The following is a 24,157-nucleotide window of genomic DNA, read 5'->3' as shown; positions in this document are numbered from 1 at the left end:
ATGGCTGCGCCAGGTGAAGCGCTAACATCGTCCGGTTACATTGCCCACCACCTTTCTAACCTATCGCTGTATAAGTTGGGTTTAGTAGGGTCGGAGACAAGTTTCTGGAACGTACATATCGATAGCCTGTTTTTTTCTTGGTTTACTGGTTTAATCTTCCTCGGAATTTTTTACAAAGTAGCGAAGAGAACAACAGCGGGTGTACCGGGTAAGCTTCAGTGTGCTGTAGAAATGATCGTTGAATTTGTCGCCGATAACGTCAAAGACACGTTCCATGGACGCAACCCACTGATCGCGCCTTTAGCACTGACTATCTTTTGTTGGGTATTTTTGATGAACGTGATGGACTTAGTTCCTATCGACTTCTTACCGTACCCAGCAGAACATTGGCTAGGTATCCCTTACCTTAAGGTTGTACCGTCTGCTGATGTGAATATCACCATGGCTATGGCTCTAGGCGTTTTTGCATTGATGATTTACTACAGCATCAAAGTGAAAGGTCTAGGTGGATTCGCAAAAGAACTTGCACTACATCCATTCAATCACCCACTTATGATTCCGTTTAACCTACTGATTGAAGTGGTATCGCTATTGGCGAAACCTCTATCACTTGGTATGCGTCTATTCGGTAACATGTTCGCGGGTGAGGTTGTATTCATTCTTTGTGCGGCAATGCTACCATGGTACTTACAATGGATGGGTTCACTACCGTGGGCAATCTTCCATATCTTGGTTATTACGATTCAAGCCTTCGTATTCATGATGTTGACAATTGTTTACCTGTCAATGGCACACGAAGATCCTGATCATTAATTTTTTTAAAGCTTTTTATTTGGGCACTAAGCCAACAACTATAAATTGGAGATAGTAATGGAAACTTTACTGAGCTTTTCTGCAATCGCCGTAGGTATTATCGTCGGTCTTGCTTCTCTTGGTACAGCGATTGGTTTCGCACTGCTAGGTGGTAAATTCCTAGAAGGTGCTGCACGTCAACCAGAAATGGCTCCTATGCTACAAGTTAAGATGTTCATCATCGCGGGTCTACTTGATGCGGTTCCAATGATCGGTATCGTAATCGCGCTACTATTCACTTTCGCAAACCCATTCGTTGGTCAACTAGGTTAATCACCTTTAACTCGGGACGAGCGATTAGCGCTTGTCACTGATTAACACTAAGTCCAAATAGAGGGGTAGCTGTTGTGAACATAAACGCAACTCTGCTAGGTCAAGCAATCTCGTTTGCACTATTTGTGTGGTTCTGCATGAAGTATGTATGGCCACCATTGATGAAAGCGATCGAAGAGCGTCAGAAGAAAATTGCTGATGGCCTTCAAGCAGCAGAACGTGCTGCGAAAGACTTGGATCTAGCACAAGCCAACGCTTCTGATCAATTGAAAGAAGCGAAGCGCACAGCAACTGAGATCATCGAACAAGCGAACAAGCGCAAGTCTCAAATTCTTGATGAAGCTCGCGAGGAAGCTCAGGCAGAACGCCAGAAAATCCTAGCGCAAGCAGAAGCAGAACTTGAAGCTGAACGCAATCGTGCGCGCGATGACCTGCGCAAACAAGTTGCTACTCTGGCTGTAGCTGGTGCTGAGAAAATCCTTGAGCGTTCTATCGATAAAGATGCGCAAAAAGATATTCTCGACAACATTACTGCAAAACTTTAAGTCTGGGGGCGCATATGTCTGATTTGACTACTATCGCACGCCCCTATGCTAAAGCAGCCTTCGACTTTGCTTTAGAGAAAGACCAGTTGGACCAATGGGGCCAAATGTTATCTTTTGCTGCTGAAGTGGCCAAAAACGAACAAATGAACGAACTTCTAACCGGTTCGGTTTCTGCTGATAAAATGGCAGAGATTTTTGTTGCAGTTTGCGGCGAACAAGTTGATACGCACGGTCAAAACCTTTTGAAGGTGATGGCTGAGAATGGTCGTTTAGCGGCCCTTCCTGATGTTTGCACAGAGTTTTACACTCTGAAGAAAGAGCATGAGAAAGAAATCGATGTTGAAGTCATTTCAGCAACAGAACTTTCTGATGAGCAACTTGCAAACATTGGCAGCAAACTTGAAAAGCGTCTTGAACGCAAAGTGAAGCTGAATTGCAGTGTAGATGAGACCCTACTTGGTGGGGTTATTATTCGAGCCGGAGACCTAGTCATCGATGACTCAGCGCGTGGTCGTTTGAACCGCCTGAGCGATGCATTGCAGTCTTAATGGGGATTGGAGCATGCAACTTAATTCCACGGAAATTAGCGATCTAATCAAACAACGCATCGAATCTTTCGAAGTTGTTAGTGAAGCTCGCAACGAGGGTACTATCGTATCGGTAAGCGATGGTATCATCCGCATCCACGGCCTAGCGGACGTGATGCAAGGTGAAATGATTGAATTACCGGGTGGCCGTTATGCACTGGCACTTAACCTTGAGCGTGACTCGGTTGGTGCGGTTGTAATGGGCCCATATGCTGACCTTAAGGAAGGCATGAAAGTTACAGGTACTGGCCGCATTCTTGAAGTGCCAGTTGGTCCAGAACTACTAGGCCGCGTAGTAAACACGCTGGGTGAGCCTATCGATGGTAAAGGTCCAATCGAAGCGAAAATGACTTCGCCTGTAGAAGTGATCGCACCAGGTGTAATCGACCGTAAATCGGTAGACCAACCTGTGCAAACTGGTTATAAGTCAGTTGACTCAATGATCCCAATCGGTCGTGGTCAGCGTGAGCTTATTATCGGTGACCGTCAGATTGGTAAAACAGCACTGGCGATCGACGCGATTATCAACCAGAAAGACTCTGGTATTTTCTCTATCTACGTAGCAATTGGTCAGAAAGCATCGACTATCGCTAACGTAGTTCGCAAACTAGAAGAGCACGGCGCACTACAAAACACGATCGTTGTAGTTGCATCAGCTTCTGAATCTGCAGCGCTGCAATACCTAGCGCCATACGCAGGTTGTGCGATGGGTGAATACTTCCGCGATCGCGGTGAAGACGCTCTGATTGTTTACGATGACCTATCTAAGCAAGCGGTAGCTTACCGTCAGATCTCTCTACTACTTAAACGTCCACCAGGCCGTGAGGCATTCCCAGGTGACGTATTCTACTTACACTCGCGTCTACTAGAGCGTGCAGCTCGTGTAAACGAAGAGTACGTAGAACGTTTCACTAACGGTGAAGTGAAAGGTAAGACTGGTTCATTGACTGCTCTTCCTATCATCGAAACTCAAGCAGGTGACGTTTCAGCATTCGTACCGACTAACGTAATCTCGATTACCGATGGTCAGATCTTCCTACAAACTGAGCTATTCAACGCCGGTGTTCGTCCAGCGGTTGACCCAGGTATCTCAGTATCTCGTGTAGGTGGTTCAGCTCAGACGAAAATCATCAAGAAACTATCAGGTGGTATCCGTACAGCACTAGCTGCATACCGCGAACTAGCAGCATTTGCTCAGTTCTCTTCTGACCTTGATGAAGCAACGAAGAAACAGCTAGACCATGGTCAAAAAGTAACAGAACTAATGAAGCAGAAGCAGTACGCTCCAATGTCTGTATTTGACCAAGCTCTAACTATCTTCGCGGCAGAGCGCGGTTACCTTGATGATGTAGAACTTAACAAAGTTCTAGATTTCGAGGCGGCTCTACTATCGTACGCTCGCGGTCAATACGCTGAACTAGCAGCTGAGATCGACAAGTCTGGCGCTTACAACGATGAAATCGAAGCTCAGTTGAAGAAACTGACTGACGACTTCAAAGCAACCCAAACTTGGTAATTAGGTCGGTGGCAGTTTCTGCCACCAACTAACGGAGAGTAACGATGGCCGGCGCAAAAGAGATACGTAATAAAATCGGTAGTGTTAAAAGCACGCAGAAAATTACGAAAGCGATGGAAATGGTAGCAGCTTCAAAAATGCGTCGTTCTCAAGATGCAATGGAAGCTTCTCGTCCATACGCTGAAACAATGCGTAAAGTGATCGGTCATGTGGCTAACGCAAACCTAGAGTACCGTCATCCGTACCTAGAAGAGCGTGAAGCTAAACGTGTTGGTTACATCATCGTTTCGACAGACCGTGGTCTGTGTGGTGGTTTGAACATTAACGTGTTCAAAAAAGCCGTTACAGACATGCAAGCATGGAGAGAGAAAGGTGCTGAGATTGAGCTTGCCGTTGTTGGCTCAAAAGCAACAGCTTTCTTTAAACATGGTGGCGCAAAAGTTGCGGCACAGGTTTCTGGCCTGGGTGATAACCCAAGCTTAGAAGACCTAATCGGTTCTGTTGGCGTAATGCTGAAGAAATACGATGAAGGTGAACTGGACCGTCTATACGTAGTGTTCAACAAATTTGTGAATACTATGGTTCAGCAACCAACGATCGATCAATTGCTACCTTTGCCTAAATCGGACAGCGAAGAGATGCAGCGTGAGCACTCATGGGACTACATCTATGAGCCTGAGCCAAAACCTCTACTGGATACGCTACTAGTGCGTTACGTAGAGTCTCAGGTATACCAAGGTGTGGTTGAGAACCTTGCTTGTGAACAAGCGGCTCGAATGATTGCGATGAAGGCTGCAACGGATAACGCAACCAACTTGATTGACGATTTGGAACTTGTGTACAACAAAGCCCGTCAGGCTGCGATCACACAAGAACTATCGGAAATCGTTGGTGGTGCAGCTGCGGTTTAAGCTTAGGTAAAACGAAATAGTTTAGAGGATTAACGATGGCTACAGGTAAGATCGTACAGATCATCGGTGCGGTAGTCGACGTAGAGTTCCCACAGAGCAATGTACCTAGTGTATATGACGCTCTAAACGTAACGGACTCAAAAGAGCGTCTAGTTCTTGAAGTTCAACAACAGCTAGGCGGTGGCGTAGTTCGTTGTATCGTAATGGGTAGCTCTGATGGTTTACGTCGTGGAGTTGAAGTGGTTAACACTGGCGCTCCAATTTCAGTACCAGTCGGTACTAAAACTCTAGGTCGTATCATGAACGTCCTAGGTGACGCGATTGATGAGCGTGGTGAAGTGGGCGCGGAAGAGGTTTACTCTATCCACCGCAGCGCACCAAGCTACGAAGAACAATCAAACGAGATCGCACTTCTAGAAACGGGCGTTAAAGTAATCGACCTAATTTGTCCATTCGCTAAGGGTGGTAAAATCGGTCTATTCGGTGGTGCTGGTGTAGGTAAGACCGTTAACATGATGGAACTTATCAACAACATCGCACTACAGCACTCAGGTCTATCCGTATTTGCGGGTGTTGGTGAGCGTACTCGTGAAGGTAACGATTTCTACTACGAGATGCAGGAAGCGGGCGTTGTAAACGTTGAGAAGCCTGAAGAATCTAAAGTAGCAATGGTTTACGGTCAGATGAACGAGCCACCAGGTAACCGTCTACGTGTTGCACTGACTGGTCTAACAATGGCAGAACGTTTCCGTGACGAAGGTCGTGACGTACTACTGTTCATTGATAACATCTACCGTTACACACTTGCAGGTACAGAGGTATCGGCACTGCTAGGTCGTATGCCTTCTGCGGTAGGTTACCAGCCAACTCTTGCAGAAGAGATGGGGGTACTTCAGGAGCGTATCACGTCAACGAAATCAGGTTCTATCACGTCTGTACAGGCGGTATACGTACCTGCGGATGACTTGACTGACCCGTCTCCAGCAACCACGTTCGCGCACTTGGATGCAACGGTTGTACTTAACCGTAACATCGCTGCAATGGGTCTATACCCTGCGATCGACCCACTAGATTCAACATCTCGTATGCTTGATCCACTAGTAGTTGGTCAAGATCATTACGAAGTTGCTCGTGGCGTTCAGCAGACACTTCAGCGCTACAAAGAGCTGAAAGACATCATTGCTATCCTAGGTATGGACGAGCTATCTGAAGAAGATAAGCAAGTTGTATCTCGTGCACGTAAGATTGAGCGTTTCCTAACTCAGCCTTACCACGTAGCAGAAGTATTTACAGGTGACCCTGGTATTTACGTACCTCTAAAAGAGACTCTACGTGGCTTTAAAGGTCTACTAGCTGGTGAATACGACGACATTCCTGAGCAGGCATTCATGTACTGCGGTAGCATCGACGATGCTATTGAGAATGCGAAGAAGCTATAAGGCTAACTAGGAGGCGATATGGCAGCAATAACCTTTCACCTAGACGTAGTAAGCGCTGAGAAGAAAATCTTCTCTGGTCGTGTTGAAACGTTTCAGGTGACCGGTAGCGAAGGTGAACTTGGTATTTTCCATGGTCACACACCGCTGCTGACCGCTATCAAGCCTGGTATGGTGCGTATTGTGAAACAGCACGGCCACGAAGAAATCATTTATGTTTCTGGTGGTATGGTAGAGATTCAGCCTGGTACAGCGACTGTACTGGCTGATACCGCTATCCGTGGTGAAGAGCTAGACGCAGCGAAGGCAGAAGAAGCCAAGCGCCGCGCTGAGGAGCAAATCCAGAATCAGCATGGTGACATGGACTTCGCACAAGCGGCCAGTGAACTGGCTAAAGCCATTGCTCAGCTACGAGTTATCGAGCTGACAAAAAAGCGTCGCTAAGCTCAATTAGCAACGTTGCATGACAAAAGGCGGCCAAATGGTCGCCTTTTTGATTAATTTTAGTTGGAAATTTACCTTACTCCATTAACTATTTTAAAAGAGCTGTTTAAAATAACGGCCAATTAACATAAAACGTCAATAGGTTCTCAATGAAATTCAGTGCAGTGATTCTTGCTGCGGGTAAAGGTACCCGTATGCATTCGAACATGCCTAAAGTGCTTCACACTTTGGCAGGGAAGCCAATGGCAAAACATGTGATTGATACATGTACTGGTCTTGGTGCACAAAATATTCACTTAGTATTTGGTCACGGTGGTGATCAAATGCAAACCACTCTTGCTGAAGAGCCAGTAAACTGGGTGCTGCAAGCGGATCAGTTGGGAACTGGCCATGCAGTTGACCAAGCATCTCCTCGCTTCGAAGACGATGAGAAAATTCTCGTGCTTTATGGTGATGTGCCATTAATCTCAGCTGAAACCATCGAGAACTTGTTGGATGCTCAACCAACTGGTGGTATTGCACTGCTTACAGTGATGCTTGATAACCCAACAGGTTATGGTCGTATTATTCGTAAAAATGGTCCTGTTGTTGCGATCGTTGAGCAAAAAGATGCAACGGAAGAACAAAAACAAATTAAAGAGATCAACACGGGTGTCATGGTTGCGACTGGTGGGGATCTCAAGCGTTGGTTGTCTGGCTTAAACAACAACAACGCGCAAGGCGAATACTACCTAACTGACGTTATTGCAGCCGCACACGATGAAGGTCGTGCCGTTGAAGCTGTACACCCAGTCAATGCCATTGAGGTGGAAGGGGTCAACGACCGCGCGCAGCTTGCTCGTCTAGAGCGTGCTTTCCAATCAATGCAAGCTCAGAAGCTACTAGAGCAAGGTGTGATGCTACGCGATCCAGCACGCTTTGATTTGCGTGGTGAGTTGCAGTGCGGTATGGACTGTGAAATTGACGTGAATGTTATCATCGAAGGTAAAGTATCACTCGGTGATAACGTGGTTATCGGTGCGGGTTGTGTACTGAAAGATTGTGAAATCGACGACAACACCATCGTTCGCCCTTACAGTGTGATTGAAGGTGCAACGGTTGGTGAAGAATGTACCGTTGGTCCATTTACTCGCCTTCGTCCTGGTGCTGAGATGCGTAACGATTCCCATGTGGGTAACTTCGTAGAAGTGAAAAATGCGCGTATCGGAGAAGGCTCAAAAGCGAACCATCTAACTTACCTTGGTGATGCTGAAATCGGTCAACGTACGAACATCGGTGCCGGTACGATTACTTGTAACTACGATGGTGCGAACAAGTTTAAAACCATCATCGGTAATGATGTATTTGTTGGTTCTGATAGCCAGCTGGTGGCGCCTGTCACTATCGCTGATGGCGCAACCATCGGTGCAGGCACGACGCTGACAAAAGATGTTGAAGAAGGCGAGTTAGTGATTACTCGCGTCAAAGAGCGCAAAATTAATGGCTGGCAACGCCCTGTAAAACAGAAATAAGCAGTACCTGCGCTCTGTCGCTATATTGTCAAAGCCGCTCAACAAGAGCGGCTTTGTTGTTTCTAGCTAAAGGCTTCATCGTTAGTAACTGGGAATGGCGATGCGTTTTTCGAGCCAGCGAACAGCTTGGGATACGAATAGAATGAGCAACAAGTACTCCAAAACGAGGAAGGTATAAATCTCTAGGGGTAAGTACTCATTCACCACCAGCTCATTGGCACGGCGAGTGAGATCGCTTAAACCAATCACACTGACTAAAGAGCTCATCTTGAGGATGTAGACAAATTGATTGCCCAATGGTGGGAGAATTTGTCGAAACGCTTGGGGAAGAATTACCAAGTGCATCTTTTGCCAATAGCTTAAGCCCAAAGATTCAGCCGCTTCATGCTGGCCACGGCTGATCGCTTGTATCCCACCGCGAAACACCTCCGCCATAAACGCACTCTCAGCAATGGTCAGTGCAATAACACCCGCCCAAAAGTGATTGAGTGAGACATCCAACAGCGTTGGCATGCCGTAATACACCCAAAGTAGTAAGACTAAAACAGGCACTGAACGGACTACCTCGACGTAAATGCGGTTGATCCACTTCAAGTAGGGAGAGTTCGACAGAGCCGGTAGGGCGATGATTAAACCTAATGTCATCGCAAATAACATACTGAGGAGTGATACTTGGATGGTGTCACTAAATCCGGCGATTAAAAACTTCAGATTGGTGAGTCCTTGCTCCGTAGAGGGATCGAGCACATACCAGCCCCATTGATAATCTGAGCAACCTGAGAGCAACAGCAGCGAAATCAGCCATAGAGTTCGAAAGGTCACATTTACTCCCTGAATTAACTAAAAAACTTCCATTGTTGCTGCTATGTTATCAATAGAGCTTTAATAAAGGTTAATCATTAAACCGTATAAGGTCATTATTTTTAAGGGAATAAAAATGAAAAAGATTTTACTAGCGCTAGGAATGTGTTTACTTGCTGCAACTCAAATTGCTCATGCTGAAAGCCGTCTTCAATCCATTTTAGACAGTGGTGTACTCCGTGTTGGAACGACGGGAGATTGGAATCCGATGACGATGAAAGACCCTGCAACCAACAGTTATCGTGGCTTTGATATCGACGTAACGACCGAGCTTGCTAAAGATCTCGGTGTAAAAGTAGAGTATGTAGCCACGGATTGGAAGACTCTAGTCAATGGCATTACCGCCAACAAATACGATATTACTGGCAGCGCGTCCCTGAATATGTCGCGCGCGAAAGTCGCTGGATACAGCCAACCGTATTTCTACCTTGCCTTTGTACCCGTTGTGCAAAAGAAAGATCTCGCCAAATTCTCTGATTGGGCAGATTTTAATACGCCTGATGTGAAAGTCGCGGCGACACTAGGAACGGTGCAAGAAAAAATGGTGAAAGAGTTTTTCCCGCTGGCTCAACACATTGTGATTGAAGCGCCAGCGCGCGACTTCCAAGAATTACTAGCTCGCAGGGCCGATGTATCGGTGACGTCCAATGTGGAAGCAGCGACGTTGGTGGACAAGTTTAAACAACTGGCGATAGTACCAGTGACCGCTCCGCGTAAACCGACACCAATTGCGATGCTATTGCCGCAAGACGATCAAGTATGGATTAATTACATCAACCATTGGGTTGAGCTGAAAAAGACCCAAGGCTTTTTCAAGCTGACTGCCAAGAAGTGGGGGTTGAAAAGCTTATAAACAAAAAGAGCCGCATTACGCGGCTCTTTTTTATTGTCTGAACAATTAAAGTTCGTCTTCACTCACTACACGAGCATTGTCTGGAGTCGTGAAGTGCTGAGACAATTCACGGTTAGATAAGATGTAACCCATCCAAAGACCACCCATACAGATGATGATTGCAACGCCCGTTACCATTTGAGCTTGGCTTGCCATTGCAGCAACTAATGCGCTTGATAGACTGCTCACAGTAATTTGTAAGCTGTTTTGCAGGCCTGCAGCTGTTGCAGGGCTTTGCTTAGCACTTGCCAACGCGCGGTTTACTACGATTGGGTATAGCGCACCATTGGCTACCGCAATTAAACAGAAAGGCGCTAGAATTGGCCAGATAGAAGACAGTTCCCATTGTGAGGCAATGAATATCATTATTGCCGCGACACTAAATAGTCCAATCAATTGACGTAGAACTTTTTCATCACCAAATTTACGAACGCCGACTTTACCCAAGTAACCACCAGCCATAAACGCGATAGTTTGTGGGATAAAGCTCAAACCAATATCTTTTGCTTCATAGCCTAGTTGCGCCATGATTTCTGGCATACCTGTTAGGTAAGCAAAGAATGCAGCCGAAGCCGTCGCAAACATAAACACGTTGCCAAGGTACTTTTTAGAACTCAGCAGCGCTTTGATGTCGGCAGACATACTGGTTTGTTTGATTTCTGCTTTCTCGTCTTTTTGGGCCATTGTCGCAAAGACCAAGAAGACACCAACTAGTGTTAGCGTAATAAAGATACTGTGCCAGCCGAAGTTATCTGCCAACACTACCCCTAATTGAGGTGCTAGCGCTGGTGATAGCGCGACTAACGGCATGATCGTTGCGAAAATTTGCTGACTGCTGCTTGAGTAGCGTTTAATGACCATGGCTTGCCAGATCACTGCTGGTGCACATACACCGATAGCTTGGATAAAGCGCAGTGTCAGTAGTTGCCATACTTGGTCACAGAAAGCCAAACCGAATGATGCGATAGTAAACAGCACTAACCCGGCCGCGAGTGTATTGCGGTGGCCAAATTTATCGGATGCCAATCCCCACATTAGCTGGCCAACTGCCATACCAACTAGGAATACCGTTAAAGAGAGCGCTATTTGCTCAGGGCCTGTTGCAAAGTCGATTTCCATCGCTTTGAATGCTGGCAGATACATATCGGTAGCAACGAAGCCAAGCATCGATAATGCTGCCAGATAAATGAGCTGTAGTTTTGATATTTTCATGATTCAACCAGTCAAATTATTTAATCATTTTTTAATCAACATCAGTTGGCGCCAACCCTGATTTATTTACCTTATTATTCTATTTTTCGATTTTAAGAAAATAAAACGCTAAAATTGTTGGTTATCAATCAAATTTTTTGAAAGGTTAAATCATGTTCTCTAAAGCGTCTCTGGAAATGCTGGATACGGTTGCCCGTTTAGGCAGTTTCACCGCTGCGGCTGAGGTGCTGCATAAAGTCCCTTCAGCCATCAGTTATGGAGTAAGGCAGGTCGAGCAAGATTTAGATGTGGTGCTGTTTCGACGCTTACCGAGGAAAGTGGAGTTAACTCCAGCAGGTGAACTTTTTATGGCTGAGGCTCGCTCTTTGCTGCGTCAAATGGAAGAGGTGAAAGCACAAACACGCCGAGCAGCTCAGGGATGGAAGAGCACGTTAAAGCTGACCTTAGATAACGTGGTGAAGTTAGAAAAACTCAAACCTTTGGTGGAAGACTTTTATCGCGAGTTTGAATTTGCTGAATTGCAGATCAATATGGAAGTATTTAATGGCTCTTGGGAAGCCATAGCACAAGGTAGAGCCGACATTGTCGTTGGCGCGACATCTGCGGTTCCCGTTGGTGGAGATTTTGAAGTCAAAGATATGGGCGTATTAGATTGGGCATTTGTAATGTCACCCGCTCATCCTTGCGTTCGACAACAAGTGCTTACTGAAGAGTTTGTGAGTCAATTTCCGGCGATCTGCCTTGATGATACTTCGAACGTGCTGCCAAAGCGCCATACTGGCCATTACCCTCAACAACGCCGATTGTTACTACCCAACTGGTACAGTGCAATTGAATGTTTGAAAAATGGAGTTGGCGTGGGTTATATGCCACGTCATATTGCAACGCCACTGATCAATGATGGTGTGCTGGTGGAGAAGGTGATGCCAGATGATAAGCCGCTCAGTCATTGTTGCTTGGTCTGGCGCAAAGATGATAATCATAAATTGATCCAATGGATGGTGGATTACCTAGGATCGCCTAATCAGCTACATCAAGATTGGTTACAGTCATAAAAAAACACCTCGCAATAGCGAGGTGTTTTATTTGATATGTTTGGAGTGTGGCGTTTTATGACAAGAAGAACTTGTAAGACGGGTTGTCTGTTTCGTCTTTGCATTGATAGCCAAGTTCGCGTAAATGTGCCGAAAATTGAGCTAAATCCCCTTCATCTAACTCGAAACCACATAAAACGCGTCCGTAGTCGGCGCCGTGGTTACGGTAGTTGAACAAGCTAATATTCCAATGGGTACCAAGAGTGCTTAAGAATTTCAGCAAGGCACCTGGGTACTCTGGAAATTCAAAGCTGTAGAGTCGCTCTTTGAGTTGCTTCGATGGCTTCCCGCCGATCATGTAGCGAACGTGTAGCTTCGCCATTTCATCGTCAGAAAGGTCAACCACCGGATAGCCACCTTCACGTAGATCGTGAATGATGTTTTCCAACTCTTCTTGACCGCCTTGCAGACGAACACCGACAAAGATATTAGCGAGTTCGTCATCGTTGTAACGATAGTTAAACTCCGTTACGGCACGACCGCCAATCAAGTTACAGAACTCAAAGAACGCTCCTTGGCGTTCAGGGATCGTCACTGCCAATAAACCTTCACGTTTTTCACCTAGCTCGCAACGTTCTGACACATAACGTAACCCGTGGAAGTTGGTGTTTGCGCCAGACAGTACCGTGCCTAGGTTTTTGTCTTTCAGCTTGTTCTGTTCAGCAAATTTCTTCAGCCCCGCCAGAGCAAGCGCACCCGAAGGCTCAGCAATCGCACGGGTATCTTCAAAGATGTCTTTTACGGCTGCGCAGATTTCATCACTAGAGACCGCAATATGGCCATCAATGTACTTCTGGCACAGACGGAAAGTCTCTTCACCAATGCGTTTTACTGCGACGCCATCGGCAAACATGCTGACTTGGTCTAGTACCACTGGTTCACCAGCATCCAGCGCGGCTTTAAGACAAGATGAGTCTTCCGGCTCTACGGCAATGACTTTGATTTCTGGCATTAACTGCTTCACTAGTACCGCAACACCAGCGGCCAAACCGCCGCCACCGACAGGAACAAAGATGTAATCAAGGTGACCATTTTGTTGCAGCATTTCCATACCGATGGTGCCTTGACCTGCGATCACCAGTGGGTGATCAAAGGGGGGCACAAAAGTATAGCCATATTGCTCTGACAAACGTTCGGCTTCTGCTTTTGCTTCATCAAAGTTGCTGCCGTGTAGTACCACATTGCCACCAAAGCTGCGTACTGCGTCGACTTTGATATCCGGCGTGGTCTTTGGCATCACGATGGTGGTTTTGATGCCCAGCTTAGTGCCAGACAGCGCCATGCCTTGAGCGTGATTACCTGCCGATGCTGCAATCACCCCCGCGGCTTTCTGTGCTTCAGTTAGGCTTGCCACCATGTTGTATGCACCGCGTAATTTAAATGAGTGCACGGGTTGGCGATCTTCGCGCTTGATTTGCACATTGTTACCAATACGTGCAGACAATCGTGGCATTTCTTGCAGTGGTGTTACTGTTGCGACTTCATACACCGGAGCGCGGAGGATTTGGCGCAGATAGTCTGCGCCAGTTTGATTTACTTTCTTTTCGGGGTGAGATTCCATCATTGCTAGCCCTCTAGCTTCGACTTGTCTCGTACTGCACCCTTGTCAGCACTGGTGGCCATGCTCGCGTACGCTTTAAGTGCAAAGGAAACTTCTCTTTGACGATCAACAGGTTTCCAGCCAAGTTCATCTTGTTTTGCACGGCGCTCTGCAAGTTCTTGTTCAGACACTTCGAGTGAAATTGAACGGTTCGGAATATCAATCGCGATCATATCGCCCGGTTTCACCAGTCCAATAGCACCGCCGTTAGCGGCTTCAGGAGAAGCATGGCCGATAGAGAGTCCTGATGTACCACCAGAGAAACGACCGTCAGTCAGCAGTGCACATTCTTTACCAAGGCCCATCGATTTTAGGTAAGTGGTTGGGTAAAGCATTTCTTGCATGCCTGGGCCACCTTTTGGACCTTCATAACGGATAACAACCACATCACCGGCTTTCACTTTACCTCCTAAGATGCCTTCCACCGCATCTTCTTGGCTTTCAAATACCACAGCCGGACCAGTGAACTTAAGAATGCTTTCATCAACACCGGCTGTCTTAACGATACAGCCATCCAATGCGATGTTGCCTGATAGAACGGCTAGGCCACCTTCTTGGCTGAAGGCGTTGTCTTTCGCGCGAATACAACCTTCTGCACGGTCGTCATCAAGGCGATCCCAACGACAATCTTGCGAGAACGCTTGGGTGGTACGAATACCCGCAGGGCCTGCGCGGTAGAACTTAAGTACCTCTTCGTCTTCAGTTTGGATAATGTCGTATTTTGCCAGTTGCTCTTTCATCGAAAGGCCAAGTACGGTGCGCGCATCATTGTGCAGTAGACCTGCACGGTCAAGCTCACCAAGAATCGCCATTACGCCACCAGCGCGGTGTACGTCTTCCATATGATATTTCTGAGTGGATGGTGCCACTTTACATAGGTGTGGCACTTGGCGAGACAGGCGATCGATATCTTCCATATCGAAATCCACTTCACCTTCTTGCGCTGCAGCTAACAGGTGCAAAATGGTGTTGGTTGAACCACCCATGGCAATGTCCAGTGCCATTGCATTTTCGAAGGCATCATAAGTTGCGATGTTGCGTGGCAACGCGGATTCGTCATCTTGCTCGTAGTAACGACGAGTCAATTCAACAATGCGTCTGCCCGCGTTAAGGAATAGCTGTTCACGATCAGCGTGAGTCGCCAACATAGAACCGTTGCCCGGCTGAGAAAGACCCAGTGCTTCTGTTAGGCAGTTCATCGAGTTTGCCGTGAACATGCCTGAACACGATCCACAGGTTGGACATGCGCTGCGTTCGATCTGCTCACTTTGCTCATCAGATACTTTTGGATCCGCACCTTGGATCATTGCATCAACAAGGTCTAGTTTGATGATCTGATCAGAAAGCTTGGTTTTACCCGCTTCCATTGGGCCACCAGAAACAAAGATAACCGGGATGTTGAGACGCATGGATGCCATCAACATTCCCGGAGTGATTTTGTCACAGTTAGAGATACATACCATGGCATCGGCACAGTGCGCATTGACCATGTACTCTACAGAGTCTGCGATAAGTTCGCGTGAAGGCAGTGAGTACAGCATGCCGCCGTGACCCATTGCGATACCATCATCAACCGCGATGGTGTTGAATTCTTTCGCAATACCGCCAGCTTTTTCGATTTCACGCGCTACAAGCTGGCCCATGTCTTTCAGGTGTACGTGACCCGGAACAAATTGAGTAAACGAGTTTACAACGGCGATGATTGGTTTACCGAAGTCTTCTTCTTTCACACCCGTTGCACGCCACAGTGCTCGTGCACCCGCCATGTTACGACCATGTGTGGTGGTAGCTGATCTATATTTTGGCATTTCCTAATCCTTCTTACTTCTGTTCTGGGTACACATAGTCTAACCAGCCCCACTTATCTTCCGTGGTGCCGTCAAATAGGCCAAAGTAGGCTGCTTGTAGTTCTTTAGTGATAGGGCCGCGCTTACCAGTGCCCACTTCAATCTTGTCGATGGTTGCCACTGGTACAATCTCAGCCGCAGTACCTGTCATGAAGACTTCATCGGCAAGGTAAAGGGCTTCACGAGCAATGTTCGCCTCACGTACTTTGTAGCCTTTATCGCGTGCAATTGTCATGATCGAGTCACGAGTGATGCCCGGTAGAATCGCGCTAGTTGCTGGTGGTGTGGTGATTACGCCATCTTTGATAACGAAGATGTTTTCACCAGCCCCTTCCGATAGGTAACCATCTACGCTTAGCGCAATACCTTCGTCGTAACCGTGACGACGCGCTTCACCACCAACCAGTAGTGAAGATAGGTAGTTACCGCCTGCTTTAGCCGCAGTTGGGATGGTGTTTGGCGCAGCGCGGTTCCAGCTTGAAATCATCGCATCGACACCTTTTTCTAGCGCTTCTTCGCCTAAGTAAGAGCCCCAAGGAAATGCGGCAATGATTAGATCCATCTCAGTGCCAACTGGTGGACATACGCCTAAGCCAACATTACCGACAAAACCCAATGGACGAATGTAAGCGCTGTCGAGTTTGTTTTGGCGCAGTGTTTCGCGGGTCGCTTCCATGATTTCTTCTACTGTGTATGGAATCGGAAAGCGGTAAATCTTGGCAGAATCTTTTAGACGTTGTGCATGCTCACGGTGACGGAAGACAATTGGGCCTTTTGGTGTGTTGTAACAGCGCACGCCTTCAAACACGGATGTGCCATAGTGCATTGCGTGAGTCAGAACGTGAACGTTCGCCTCTGCCCATGGAACCATCTCACCATTAAACCAAATGAAATCTGCAGTTTTCGTTGCCATTTGTTGCCTTCCTTATGCACTTACGTGTTGTTGTAAGTTGTGATTTGGCAGTTCATCGTTGCGGATTTTTAGCACCTCAACCTTACGAACGTCCCACAACTTCTCTATTTGATTGATCAAAAACGAGATTGGTCGATCGCTGTCGACGATGATCTCGACGCTGGCTACTTTGCTTTCGTGGTTTTGCGTAGCAGCGACTTGTTTGATCACGAAGCCTCGGTGACGAATCACACGTAGAACGCGCTCCAACAGTACCGGTTTGTCATCGGCTTTGATGTCGAGTAAATATCTGTCCATGCGATTGTCTCCTATGTATTTTCCAACATATCACTGTTTGATGCGCCAGGTGGCACCAATGGCCACACGTTTTCTTCTTCATCAATCAAAACGTGAAGCATGTAAGAAGTTTCACTCGCTAGCATCTCTTTGAGAGCAGGTTCGACTTCTTCTTTCTTGGTGATGGTTTTGCCCGGGATATCGAACGCTTTTGCTAACATCACGAAATCTGGGTTGTCATCAAGAATGGTTTCACTGTGGCGACCGTCAAAGAACAATGACTGCCATTGGCGAACCATGCCAAGACGTTGGTTATTAAGAAGGACAATCTTCACTGGAATCTGCCGACGCTTCAGCGTGCCCAATTCCTGAACGTTCATCATAAATGAACCGTCACCTGTAATAAGGATAGACTGATCATCAGGACGTGCGACTGCAGCGCCCATCGCTGCTGGCAAGCCAAAGCCCATGGTGCCAAGGCCAGCAGAAGTGATAAAATTTTGTGGTTCGCGTGGCTGGATATGTTGCGCTGCCCACATCTGATGCTGACCGACGTCGGTCGAGACAATTGAGCTATCTGGCATCATGTCAGACAGTTGTTTAAGCAGTAGCGGTGCGTAGATTAACTCGCCTGGGTGGTCGTAACGCCACTTAAAGCCGCTGCGCAGACTTTCACTGTGATGAACCCACGGTGAGATATCTTGAGTCAGCTCTAGCTGAGGAAGAATGGTGTTGATGTCGCCACGTAATGGTGCGTTGGCGTGGCGCAGTTTATGAATCTCCGCAGCATCAATGTCGATGTGAATCACTTTCGCATTTGGTGCAAACGTATCGAGCTTACCCGTCACACGGTCATCAAAACGCGCGCCAACCACGATCAATAGATCGGCTTCTTGAACCACTAGGTTGGCGGCTTTGGTGCCATGCATACCCAACATACCAAGATAGTGAGGATCATGGCGTTCAATGGTACCGAGGCCTTTTAATGTGCTAACTGCAGGCATTGGGTTTAAGCGAAGAAATTCGCGTACTGCATCGGTTGCTTTCGCAAGTTGCACGCCACCACCAACATACAACACTGGGCGAGTAGATGCTGCCAGCACATCTTGCGCACGTTTGATATCTTCAGCGCTGACATCTTCGATTGCTGGTGCTATGTATGGAGGAAGAAGGTCTGTAGGTGCTTGAGCGAGTTGAACGTCTTTGGCGATATCGACAATGACAGGACCCGGACGACCGGTTTTTGCGACCTCAAAGGCTTCGGCAAGTGTCGGAGCTAGATCTTCAATTTCGGTCACGAGATAGCTGTGCTTAGTACAGGCTAGGGACATTCCGATCACATCCATTTCTTGGAATGCATCGGTACCGATATGAGAGCTAGCTACCTGGCCTGTGATGGCAACTAGAGGTACGGAGTCAAGGAAAGCGTCGGCAAGGCCGGTAACAAGGTTAGTGGCTCCTGGGCCGGAAGTTGCCATGCACACAGCAACGTCTTGAGTGGAACGAGCCATCCCGATAGCAGCCATAGCGGCCCCTTGCTCGTGACGGCATAGGATGTGTTCCACCCCACCGTCATACAAAGCATCATAGATTGGCATGATGGCCCCGCCGGGGTAGCCAAAAACGGTTTCGATGCCTTGCTGTCTTAAAGCGGCTACGACAAGTTGTGCACCAGTCATCGTAAACCTCCTTTGCTACGTTGTGGCTCGTAGCGATTGCCATATTTATTGCACTTCATGTGCACTCCCATTCTTCCCGTTAAACTGTCCGAGGGTTAGACAGATGACAACTTGTAGTTGTAAAAAAACCCCCGGACTTTTCAGTGCGGGGGTTTTTTGTAATTTGTGGTTACCTTTCGCCCACAATACCCCGCGCGGTGCCAATAATGACCACGATAATCAGGGCTAGCAGTGCGTTGATATGAGCGAAAAGGTTCATCTGTCTGTCGTTCTTTTTTCGTTAAAAAATGTTGTGTAATGTTCTACGAAATTGTTTGCGTCATTAGTGGTATCACACAATTCCGCTGCATGACAAGCAAAAAGTCATTCTTTTTTCACATTAACTCTCAATTGGGACGCGGTATATAACATAACCAACTAGATAAAACATTTGTTTACAGAGTGTTCAAAAAAATTGAGGAACGTATGGGGCTGGCAATCATTCATAGTCGAGCAAGCGTCGGGGTGCAAGCGCCATCGGTTAGTGTAGAAGTTCATATCAGCAACGGCATGCCAGGGTTTACCTTAGTAGGCTTGCCAGAGACAACGGTAAAAGAGTCCAAAGATCGCGTACGCAGTGCGATCATTAATTCTAACTTTCAATTTCCTGCTAAGCGGATCACCGTGAACTTGGCTCCGGCAGATCTACCCAAGGAGGGAGGGCGTTTTGATCTTCCTATTGCATTGGGAATTTTGGCCGCTTCGGAGCAAATCGCGACAGATAAGCTCAAAAACTACGAATTTGTTGGTGAGTTAGCACTATCTGGTGGTCTGAGACCTGTAAAAGGTGTGCTGCCTGCTGCGCTGGAAGCCAGTAAGATTCAACGTCATTTGGTCGTCCCACATGTGAATGGCGATCAGGCGGCGCTAGTGGGGAAGGAACAACATAAATCGGCCCAATCATTACTGGAAGTATGTGCCGAGCTTTGTGGTCAACATCGACTGAATCTTTTTCAAACGCCTAAGCGCAAAATAGTCGAAAAACATGGTCGAGACTTACAAGATATTATTGGCCAACAACAAGGTAAGCGAGCACTGGAGATTGCTGCCGCTGGAAACCACAACTTACTTTTCCTTGGCCCGCCAGGTACTGGAAAAACGATGTTGGCTTCGCGTTTGTGTGACTTATTACCGGAAATGAGTGACGAAGAAGCAATGGAAACCGCTTCGGTGGCATCGTTGACTCAGAGTGAAATTAATGAGCATAACTGGAAGTCGCGTCCGTTTCGTTCTCCGCATCATTCAAGTTCAATGGCGGCATTAGTCGGCGGTGGTTCGGTACCCAGACCAGGGGAGATCTCTTTAGCCCACAACGGGTTATTGTTTCTCGATGAAATGCCCGAATTTGATCGTAAAGTTCTGGACTCGTTACGCGAACCGCTCGAATCTGGCGAGATCATTATCTCTCGAGCGCAAGGTAAAACACGCTTTCCGGCTCGTTTCCAATTAGTTGGAGCATTGAACCCAAGCCCGACAGGATATTACGAAGGCAATCAAGCTCGCACCAATCCACAAGCTATTTTGCGCTACCTTGGTCGATTATCTGGACCACTGTTAGATCGCTTTGATATGTCTTTAGAAATCCCAGCTTTGCCCAAAGGGACATTAGCAGAAGGAGGTGATCGCGGTGAGCCGACTGCTATCGTAAAAGCGCGTGTGAGCCATGCGCGTAACAATATGCTAAACCGCAGTGGTAAGGTCAATGCACTGCTAGGTAGTCGAGAAATTGAGGCATTTTGTCCCTTGCATAAGAGTGATGCTGAGTTTCTTGAAACCGCTTTGCATCGTTTAGGGCTTTCGATTCGTGCGTATCATCGTATTATCAAAGTGGCGCGAACAATCGCCGATCTGGATGGGGCGGAGCAAATTGAACGAACGCACTTGGCCGAGGCACTTGGGTATCGAGCGATGGACCGTTTACTGAAACAGCTTACGGCGCAAGCGGTATAGACAGCAAAGTGTCATCGCAACAAGTGTTGTAAGCCCCTTGTTGCGATGAAGGGCGTTAGAAGGTGTAGTTGAGACCAAGCGACAATAGGTACTCTTTCTCCTCATAAAACGTGATATTCGAGTCAGTTTGGCTATAGCCGGCTAAAGAAATGAACGACCAGTCTTGCCAGTCAAATACGTTTTGATATTCGTAGGCCGCAAATAGGCTGATGGTGTCGTCATTTCGTGTTTTAGCAAAAGTTTGGCTAGCGGCTTGATAGTCTTTCCATGCATAACCCGCGGTGAGAGCCAATCGATGGCGATTGATAAATTTAAACCAGCTGATGTCAAACCCGTATGAATCAAATGATTCCGCCTTACCGTCGGCATCTTGATTGATGTAGGTGAAAGCGGGTTGCAACATAGACGTTTGGTTGAGTGGAATGCGATAGTCGCCTTTGACATAGTAAAGGTTAGCATCGCGAGCAAGTGAGCGGTCTGTCACTTCCTCCTGCTCGATGTCTTTATCAGCATAAGCAAGATCAAGGTTGAAGTTCCTATCAATTAACCCTTTGATCTGAAAGCGATATGCATTGCCGTCAACATCCGTCTCTTTACGTGCGGTTCCTACTTGATAAGGGTTGCGCCAAGTTTCGCCTTTGAGTACCGTCGGCAGATAGGAAACATCGAGCACGGTGCCAGATTGTAGCTCGTGTTGATAGCCCAACTGAAAAGCGAGTGTACCTACCGCGACATCTGAGCGTGTGGTACCGGCGTAAACTTGGTGGTTGAGTCGGCTACCAAAGGTGTATGTCACACTCCCTAGCGGTGCAGCGATAACAGAACTGTCACTATCGGCACGCTTATCGAGAGAATCGATGGTGTTACTATTTTCTGTATTGAAATTGGATTCTGATGATATGAATCCGGCATTCAGCGAAATTTCACCGCCAAAACCTGCGGTTTCAGCGAGTTGAGCCTGAGCAGAACTGACGACAAAGGCCAAAGGCAAGAGAAGTAGCCTTGGTTTCATTCGTTATCTCCTTGTTGTCGAATGAATGGTGCACATATTGGTTGCGGTAACAAATCTGACCATTTCCACGCATGTTCCAATGTGGCAAAGGCGCAGTATAATTACACGCTGTTTTATTCTTCACACATTATCACTGTTGTTTGACTATCATGTTGGCATATTTGTTATTTTTTTTTAACGCTTCTTTTGTGATTCTCAATTCTGCGGTTTGTTCACTCGCAATTTGTGTTATCGCTGTATTTAAAATATTGCTTCCTGGCGTAAAGCTAAAAGCACTAGCGACCGTTTGTGCCAATAAGGTGATGTGGTTATGGGCTACCGTTAATGCGTGCATTCTGGCGGTATCTAACCGTGTTGAGTGGGATGTTCAGGGCGGTGAAGCGCTTAAAAAAGACGGGTGGTATCTGCTGATCAGTAACCATCTCAGTTGGACAGATATTGTTGTGCTTTGCTGCGTGTTTAAAGACCGCATACCTATGCCGAAGTTTTTCCTCAAACAACAACTGTTGTATGTGCCTTTCATTGGGATGGCGTGTTGGGCGCTCGACATGCCATTTATGCGTCGTTATTCGCGAGAGTATCTGATCCGCAACCCGCACAAACGAGGTCAAGATTTAGAGACGACACGTCGCTCGTGCGCCAAGTTCAAACATGCCCCAACCACAGTGGTTAATTATGTCGAAGGCACTCGATTTACCGAAGAAAAACAGCGTAAGAGCAAGGCGAGCTACCAATATTTGCTGCAACCAAAATCGGGCGGGATCGCATACACGTTAGCGGCAATGGGGGAGCAGTTCGAGAACATTATCGATGTGACGCTGGCGTACCCAGAAAATACAAATAAGCCATTCAAGGATTTATTAATGGGCCGAATGGGCAAGGTTGTTGTGCGTGTGAATGTGTTGCCCGTCGATGAGCGAGTGCTTGGTGATTACTTTAACGATAAGCCCTATAAGCGACAATTTCAGCAATGGTTGGGTGATGTGTGGCAAGAAAAAGATCGGTTGCTACAAGAGATTTACAAATAAACAAAAGGGGAGCGATGAGCTCCCCTTTTGATTGATATCGATGCGCTTATTTTAGTGTCAGCAAGTAGTTCACCAGAGAGAAGTACTCATCCATTGTCTTGATGCTTTGTGCTTGAACTAGGTATTTGTTGTTAACGATAACCGCAGGAACGCCGGTTAGACCGCTGTTTTCAAATTGCTTGTCCATACGGCGAACCATGGAATCAACCGCAAAGCCTTTGAATGCAGAGTCGAATTTCTTCGCGTCTACACCTTCATCAAGGAAGATTTGGCGAAGCTCTTCATCGTTACGTGGCGCCTTCTTTAGATTGTGGATGCGGTTAAACATCACTGGCACCATTTTGTCTTCCACTTTTAGTGCAACCATGGTCGCGTAGGCTTTGCTCATTGATGGGCCCATGTTGCCACCCATGAAAGAAACGTGGTTTTTTAGTAGTTTAGTGCCTTCTGGCAACTGCTTTTTCAGTTGCTGGATAACAGGTTCAAAGCTATTACAGTGCGGGCAGTAGAAAGAGAAAAACTCCGTCACAAGAGGTTTTTTTGATGCCTCAAGATCCAATACTTTGTAATGTTCACCTTCTTTGAATTGCGCTGCATGTGCCGACAGGCTTAGCATCAGCATAGAAAACAGTGCGAACAGTTTTTTCATCGAAATATCTCCATTTTTGAATTTGTGGCCTGACTTACCATTGAGGCATTAAAGACAGCGGTGCTTCTTCTAAAGCGGCGATCTGCTCTTTAAATGCAAGGACCTGACCTTCCCAGTATTTTGGCTCATTAAACCATGGAAAAGCGAGAGGAAACGCAGGGTCATGCCAACGTTTTGCTAGCCATGCCATATAGTGCACCATTCGTAGACCGCGAAGTGGCTCAATTAGTTTCAATTCTGCGGGGTTAAAGTCGCAAAACTCTTGATAAGCTTCTAAAACAATATCCAGCTGCATCAGTTTGTCTTGGCGCTCACCGTTAAGCAGCATCCATAAGTCCTGCACAGCAGGGCCGTTACGAGCGTCATCCAAATCAACAAACATAGGGCCATCTCGCCACAAAATGTTGCCTGGGTGGCAATCGCCATGCAGCCGAATGGTATTGAAGCCTTCTTGCCAGTGGCTTTCAATCGATTTGATCAGCATATCCAAGTCATTGAAGAAGCTGTTCTCCAAGTGCATTGGAATCATGTTGGCGTTTTGCAGAATCTCTCTTGGTTGATACAGGTATTCTTGCAAGCCAATCGTTGGTCGATGTTGGAAGGCTTGGCGGCTACCCACTTTGTGGATGCGCCCAAGGAAACGCCCTACACCTTCGAGCTGATCTAAGTTGTCAACCTCGTACTGGCGACCACCCACGCTCTCAAACAGCGCAAAGGCATAGCCTTGATAGTGATGCAGGGTTTTACCGTTGATGCGAACAGGTGGTGCGACGGGGATTTCGTTGCCAATTAGTTCTAAAGTGAAGTCGTGCTCCTCTTGGATCTGTTCGTTGCTCCAACGTTCAGGGCGGTAGAACTTGACGACATAACGACGACGCTCTTCGTCAGTGAATTGATAAACACGGTTTTCGTAGCTATTGAGGGGAAGAAAGCCTGATTCTGCGCGAACGCCGATGCTTTCTAACGCGTACCACATGAAGTCTGGGGTAAGGGCGTCAAAGTTAAACATGCTTTGGGACATATAAACAAA

The 24,157-nt window shown here is 47.0% G+C and carries 23 protein-coding genes; 13 read left to right on the top strand and 10 right to left on the bottom strand.

Features of this window, described 5'->3' with window-relative positions; genetic code table 11:
* The 9 genes from atpB to glmU all read left to right on the top strand — a co-directional run bounded on the left by atpB (position 1) and on the right by glmU (position 8,075).
* Positions 1–813: a F0F1 ATP synthase subunit A gene (atpB, locus tag NL644_RS21340; protein ID WP_005378922.1), complete on the top strand. Its 813-nt coding sequence runs from the start codon at positions 1–3 to the stop codon at positions 811–813.
* Positions 814–870: 57 nt separating this feature from the next.
* Positions 871–1,125 (top strand): F0F1 ATP synthase subunit C, encoded by a 255-nt coding sequence (atpE, locus tag NL644_RS21335; protein ID WP_002540812.1) that lies wholly within the window; start codon positions 871–873, stop codon positions 1,123–1,125.
* Positions 1,126–1,199: 74 nt separating this feature from the next.
* Positions 1,200–1,670 (top strand): F0F1 ATP synthase subunit B, encoded by a 471-nt coding sequence (atpF, locus tag NL644_RS21330; RefSeq protein WP_031780375.1) that lies wholly within the window; start codon positions 1,200–1,202, stop codon positions 1,668–1,670.
* Positions 1,671–1,684: 14 nt separating this feature from the next.
* On the top strand, positions 1,685–2,218 hold the full coding sequence (gene atpH, locus NL644_RS21325) for a F0F1 ATP synthase subunit delta (RefSeq protein ID WP_005394085.1): 534 nt from the start codon (positions 1,685–1,687) through the stop codon (positions 2,216–2,218).
* 13 nt (positions 2,219–2,231) lie between these two features.
* Positions 2,232–3,773, top strand: coding sequence for a F0F1 ATP synthase subunit alpha (gene atpA / locus NL644_RS21320; RefSeq protein ID WP_005394084.1), 1,542 nt, complete (start codon positions 2,232–2,234; stop codon positions 3,771–3,773).
* Between the two features lie 44 nt (positions 3,774–3,817).
* A complete protein-coding gene (gene atpG, locus NL644_RS21315) occupies positions 3,818–4,684 on the top strand; it encodes a F0F1 ATP synthase subunit gamma (RefSeq protein ID WP_005394082.1) in 867 nt (288 codons plus the stop codon).
* A 35-nt stretch (positions 4,685–4,719) separates the two neighbouring features.
* On the top strand, positions 4,720–6,123 hold the full coding sequence (atpD, locus tag NL644_RS21310; protein ID WP_005383849.1) for a F0F1 ATP synthase subunit beta: 1,404 nt from the start codon (positions 4,720–4,722) through the stop codon (positions 6,121–6,123).
* A gap of 18 nt (positions 6,124–6,141) precedes the next feature.
* Positions 6,142–6,564, top strand: coding sequence for a F0F1 ATP synthase subunit epsilon (locus tag NL644_RS21305; protein WP_005378937.1), 423 nt, complete (start codon positions 6,142–6,144; stop codon positions 6,562–6,564).
* 149 nt (positions 6,565–6,713) lie between these two features.
* Positions 6,714–8,075, top strand: coding sequence for a bifunctional UDP-N-acetylglucosamine diphosphorylase/glucosamine-1-phosphate N-acetyltransferase GlmU (gene glmU, locus NL644_RS21300; protein WP_005394079.1), 1,362 nt, complete (start codon positions 6,714–6,716; stop codon positions 8,073–8,075).
* Positions 8,076–8,156: 81 nt separating this feature from the next.
* Here the strand turns inward: glmU and NL644_RS21295 are convergent, their stop codons facing one another.
* Positions 8,157–8,897, bottom strand: a complete 741-nt coding sequence (locus NL644_RS21295; RefSeq protein ID WP_253658767.1) for an amino acid ABC transporter permease — start codon at positions 8,895–8,897, stop codon at positions 8,157–8,159.
* A gap of 115 nt (positions 8,898–9,012) precedes the next feature.
* Here NL644_RS21295 and NL644_RS21290 point away from each other — a divergent pair, with 115 nt between their 5' ends.
* Positions 9,013–9,789 (top strand): transporter substrate-binding domain-containing protein, encoded by a 777-nt coding sequence (locus NL644_RS21290; RefSeq protein ID WP_005394073.1) that lies wholly within the window; start codon positions 9,013–9,015, stop codon positions 9,787–9,789.
* A 45-nt stretch (positions 9,790–9,834) separates the two neighbouring features.
* On the opposite strand, the gene punC is transcribed toward NL644_RS21290, so the two are convergent.
* A complete protein-coding gene (gene punC / locus NL644_RS21285) occupies positions 9,835–11,040 on the bottom strand; it encodes a purine nucleoside transporter PunC (protein ID WP_031780373.1) in 1,206 nt (401 codons plus the stop codon).
* A 152-nt stretch (positions 11,041–11,192) separates the two neighbouring features.
* On the opposite strand from punC, the gene punR reads away from it, so the two are divergent.
* A complete protein-coding gene (gene punR, locus NL644_RS21280) occupies positions 11,193–12,095 on the top strand; it encodes a DNA-binding transcriptional activator PunR (protein ID WP_005394068.1) in 903 nt (300 codons plus the stop codon).
* A gap of 55 nt (positions 12,096–12,150) precedes the next feature.
* Here punR and ilvA read toward each other — a convergent pair whose 3' ends face one another.
* The 5 genes from ilvA to ilvG are packed head-to-tail and all read right to left on the bottom strand — an operon-like array spanning position 12,151 to position 18,449.
* A complete protein-coding gene (gene ilvA / locus NL644_RS21275; protein WP_253658766.1) occupies positions 12,151–13,698 on the bottom strand; it encodes a threonine ammonia-lyase, biosynthetic in 1,548 nt (515 codons plus the stop codon).
* A 2-nt stretch (positions 13,699–13,700) separates the two neighbouring features.
* Complete coding sequence (ilvD, locus tag NL644_RS21270; protein ID WP_005394064.1) at positions 13,701–15,542, bottom strand: dihydroxy-acid dehydratase; 1,842 nt, start codon at positions 15,540–15,542, stop codon at positions 13,701–13,703.
* Between the two features lie 13 nt (positions 15,543–15,555).
* The gene (ilvE, locus tag NL644_RS21265; RefSeq protein ID WP_213874944.1) at positions 15,556–16,494 is read right to left on the bottom strand and encodes a branched-chain-amino-acid transaminase; all 939 of its coding nucleotides are present in this window, start codon (positions 16,492–16,494) and stop codon (positions 15,556–15,558) included.
* Positions 16,495–16,506: 12 nt separating this feature from the next.
* A complete protein-coding gene (ilvM, locus tag NL644_RS21260; protein WP_005378958.1) occupies positions 16,507–16,791 on the bottom strand; it encodes an acetolactate synthase 2 small subunit in 285 nt (94 codons plus the stop codon).
* A gap of 11 nt (positions 16,792–16,802) precedes the next feature.
* Complete coding sequence (gene ilvG / locus NL644_RS21255; RefSeq protein ID WP_005378960.1) at positions 16,803–18,449, bottom strand: acetolactate synthase 2 catalytic subunit; 1,647 nt, start codon at positions 18,447–18,449, stop codon at positions 16,803–16,805.
* Positions 18,450–18,914: 465 nt separating this feature from the next.
* Here ilvG and NL644_RS21250 point away from each other — a divergent pair, with 465 nt between their 5' ends.
* Positions 18,915–20,438 carry a YifB family Mg chelatase-like AAA ATPase gene (locus NL644_RS21250; protein ID WP_238778195.1) on the top strand — a complete coding sequence of 508 codons (1,524 nt, stop codon included), beginning with the start codon at positions 18,915–18,917 and terminating at the stop codon, positions 20,436–20,438.
* Positions 20,439–20,493: 55 nt separating this feature from the next.
* Here NL644_RS21250 and NL644_RS21245 read toward each other — a convergent pair whose 3' ends face one another.
* Positions 20,494–21,450 carry a DUF2860 domain-containing protein gene (locus NL644_RS21245; RefSeq protein ID WP_253658765.1) on the bottom strand — a complete coding sequence of 319 codons (957 nt, stop codon included), beginning with the start codon at positions 21,448–21,450 and terminating at the stop codon, positions 20,494–20,496.
* Positions 21,451–21,599: 149 nt separating this feature from the next.
* On the opposite strand from NL644_RS21245, the gene NL644_RS21240 reads away from it, so the two are divergent.
* Entirely contained in the window at positions 21,600–22,478 is an 879-nt protein-coding gene (locus NL644_RS21240; protein WP_253658764.1) for an acyltransferase, read from the top strand.
* 46 nt (positions 22,479–22,524) lie between these two features.
* Here the strand turns inward: NL644_RS21240 and NL644_RS21235 are convergent, their stop codons facing one another.
* Together NL644_RS21235 and NL644_RS21230 are read right to left on the bottom strand one after the other, a co-directional pair.
* On the bottom strand, positions 22,525–23,127 hold the full coding sequence (locus NL644_RS21235) for a thiol:disulfide interchange protein DsbA/DsbL (RefSeq protein ID WP_005379036.1): 603 nt from the start codon (positions 23,125–23,127) through the stop codon (positions 22,525–22,527).
* 34 nt (positions 23,128–23,161) lie between these two features.
* Complete coding sequence (locus NL644_RS21230; RefSeq protein WP_176319963.1) at positions 23,162–24,148, bottom strand: serine/threonine protein kinase; 987 nt, start codon at positions 24,146–24,148, stop codon at positions 23,162–23,164.
* Between the last annotated feature and the right edge of the window lie 9 nt (positions 24,149–24,157).

It is taken from the genome of Vibrio sp. Y10_XG_PY6, assembly GCF_024181795.1.
In the GTDB taxonomy this organism is placed as follows: Bacteria; Pseudomonadota; Gammaproteobacteria; order Enterobacterales; family Vibrionaceae; genus Vibrio; species Vibrio diabolicus.
Note: the sequence above shows the minus strand (reverse complement) of the source record. Positions and strands in the feature narration are given on the sequence as shown.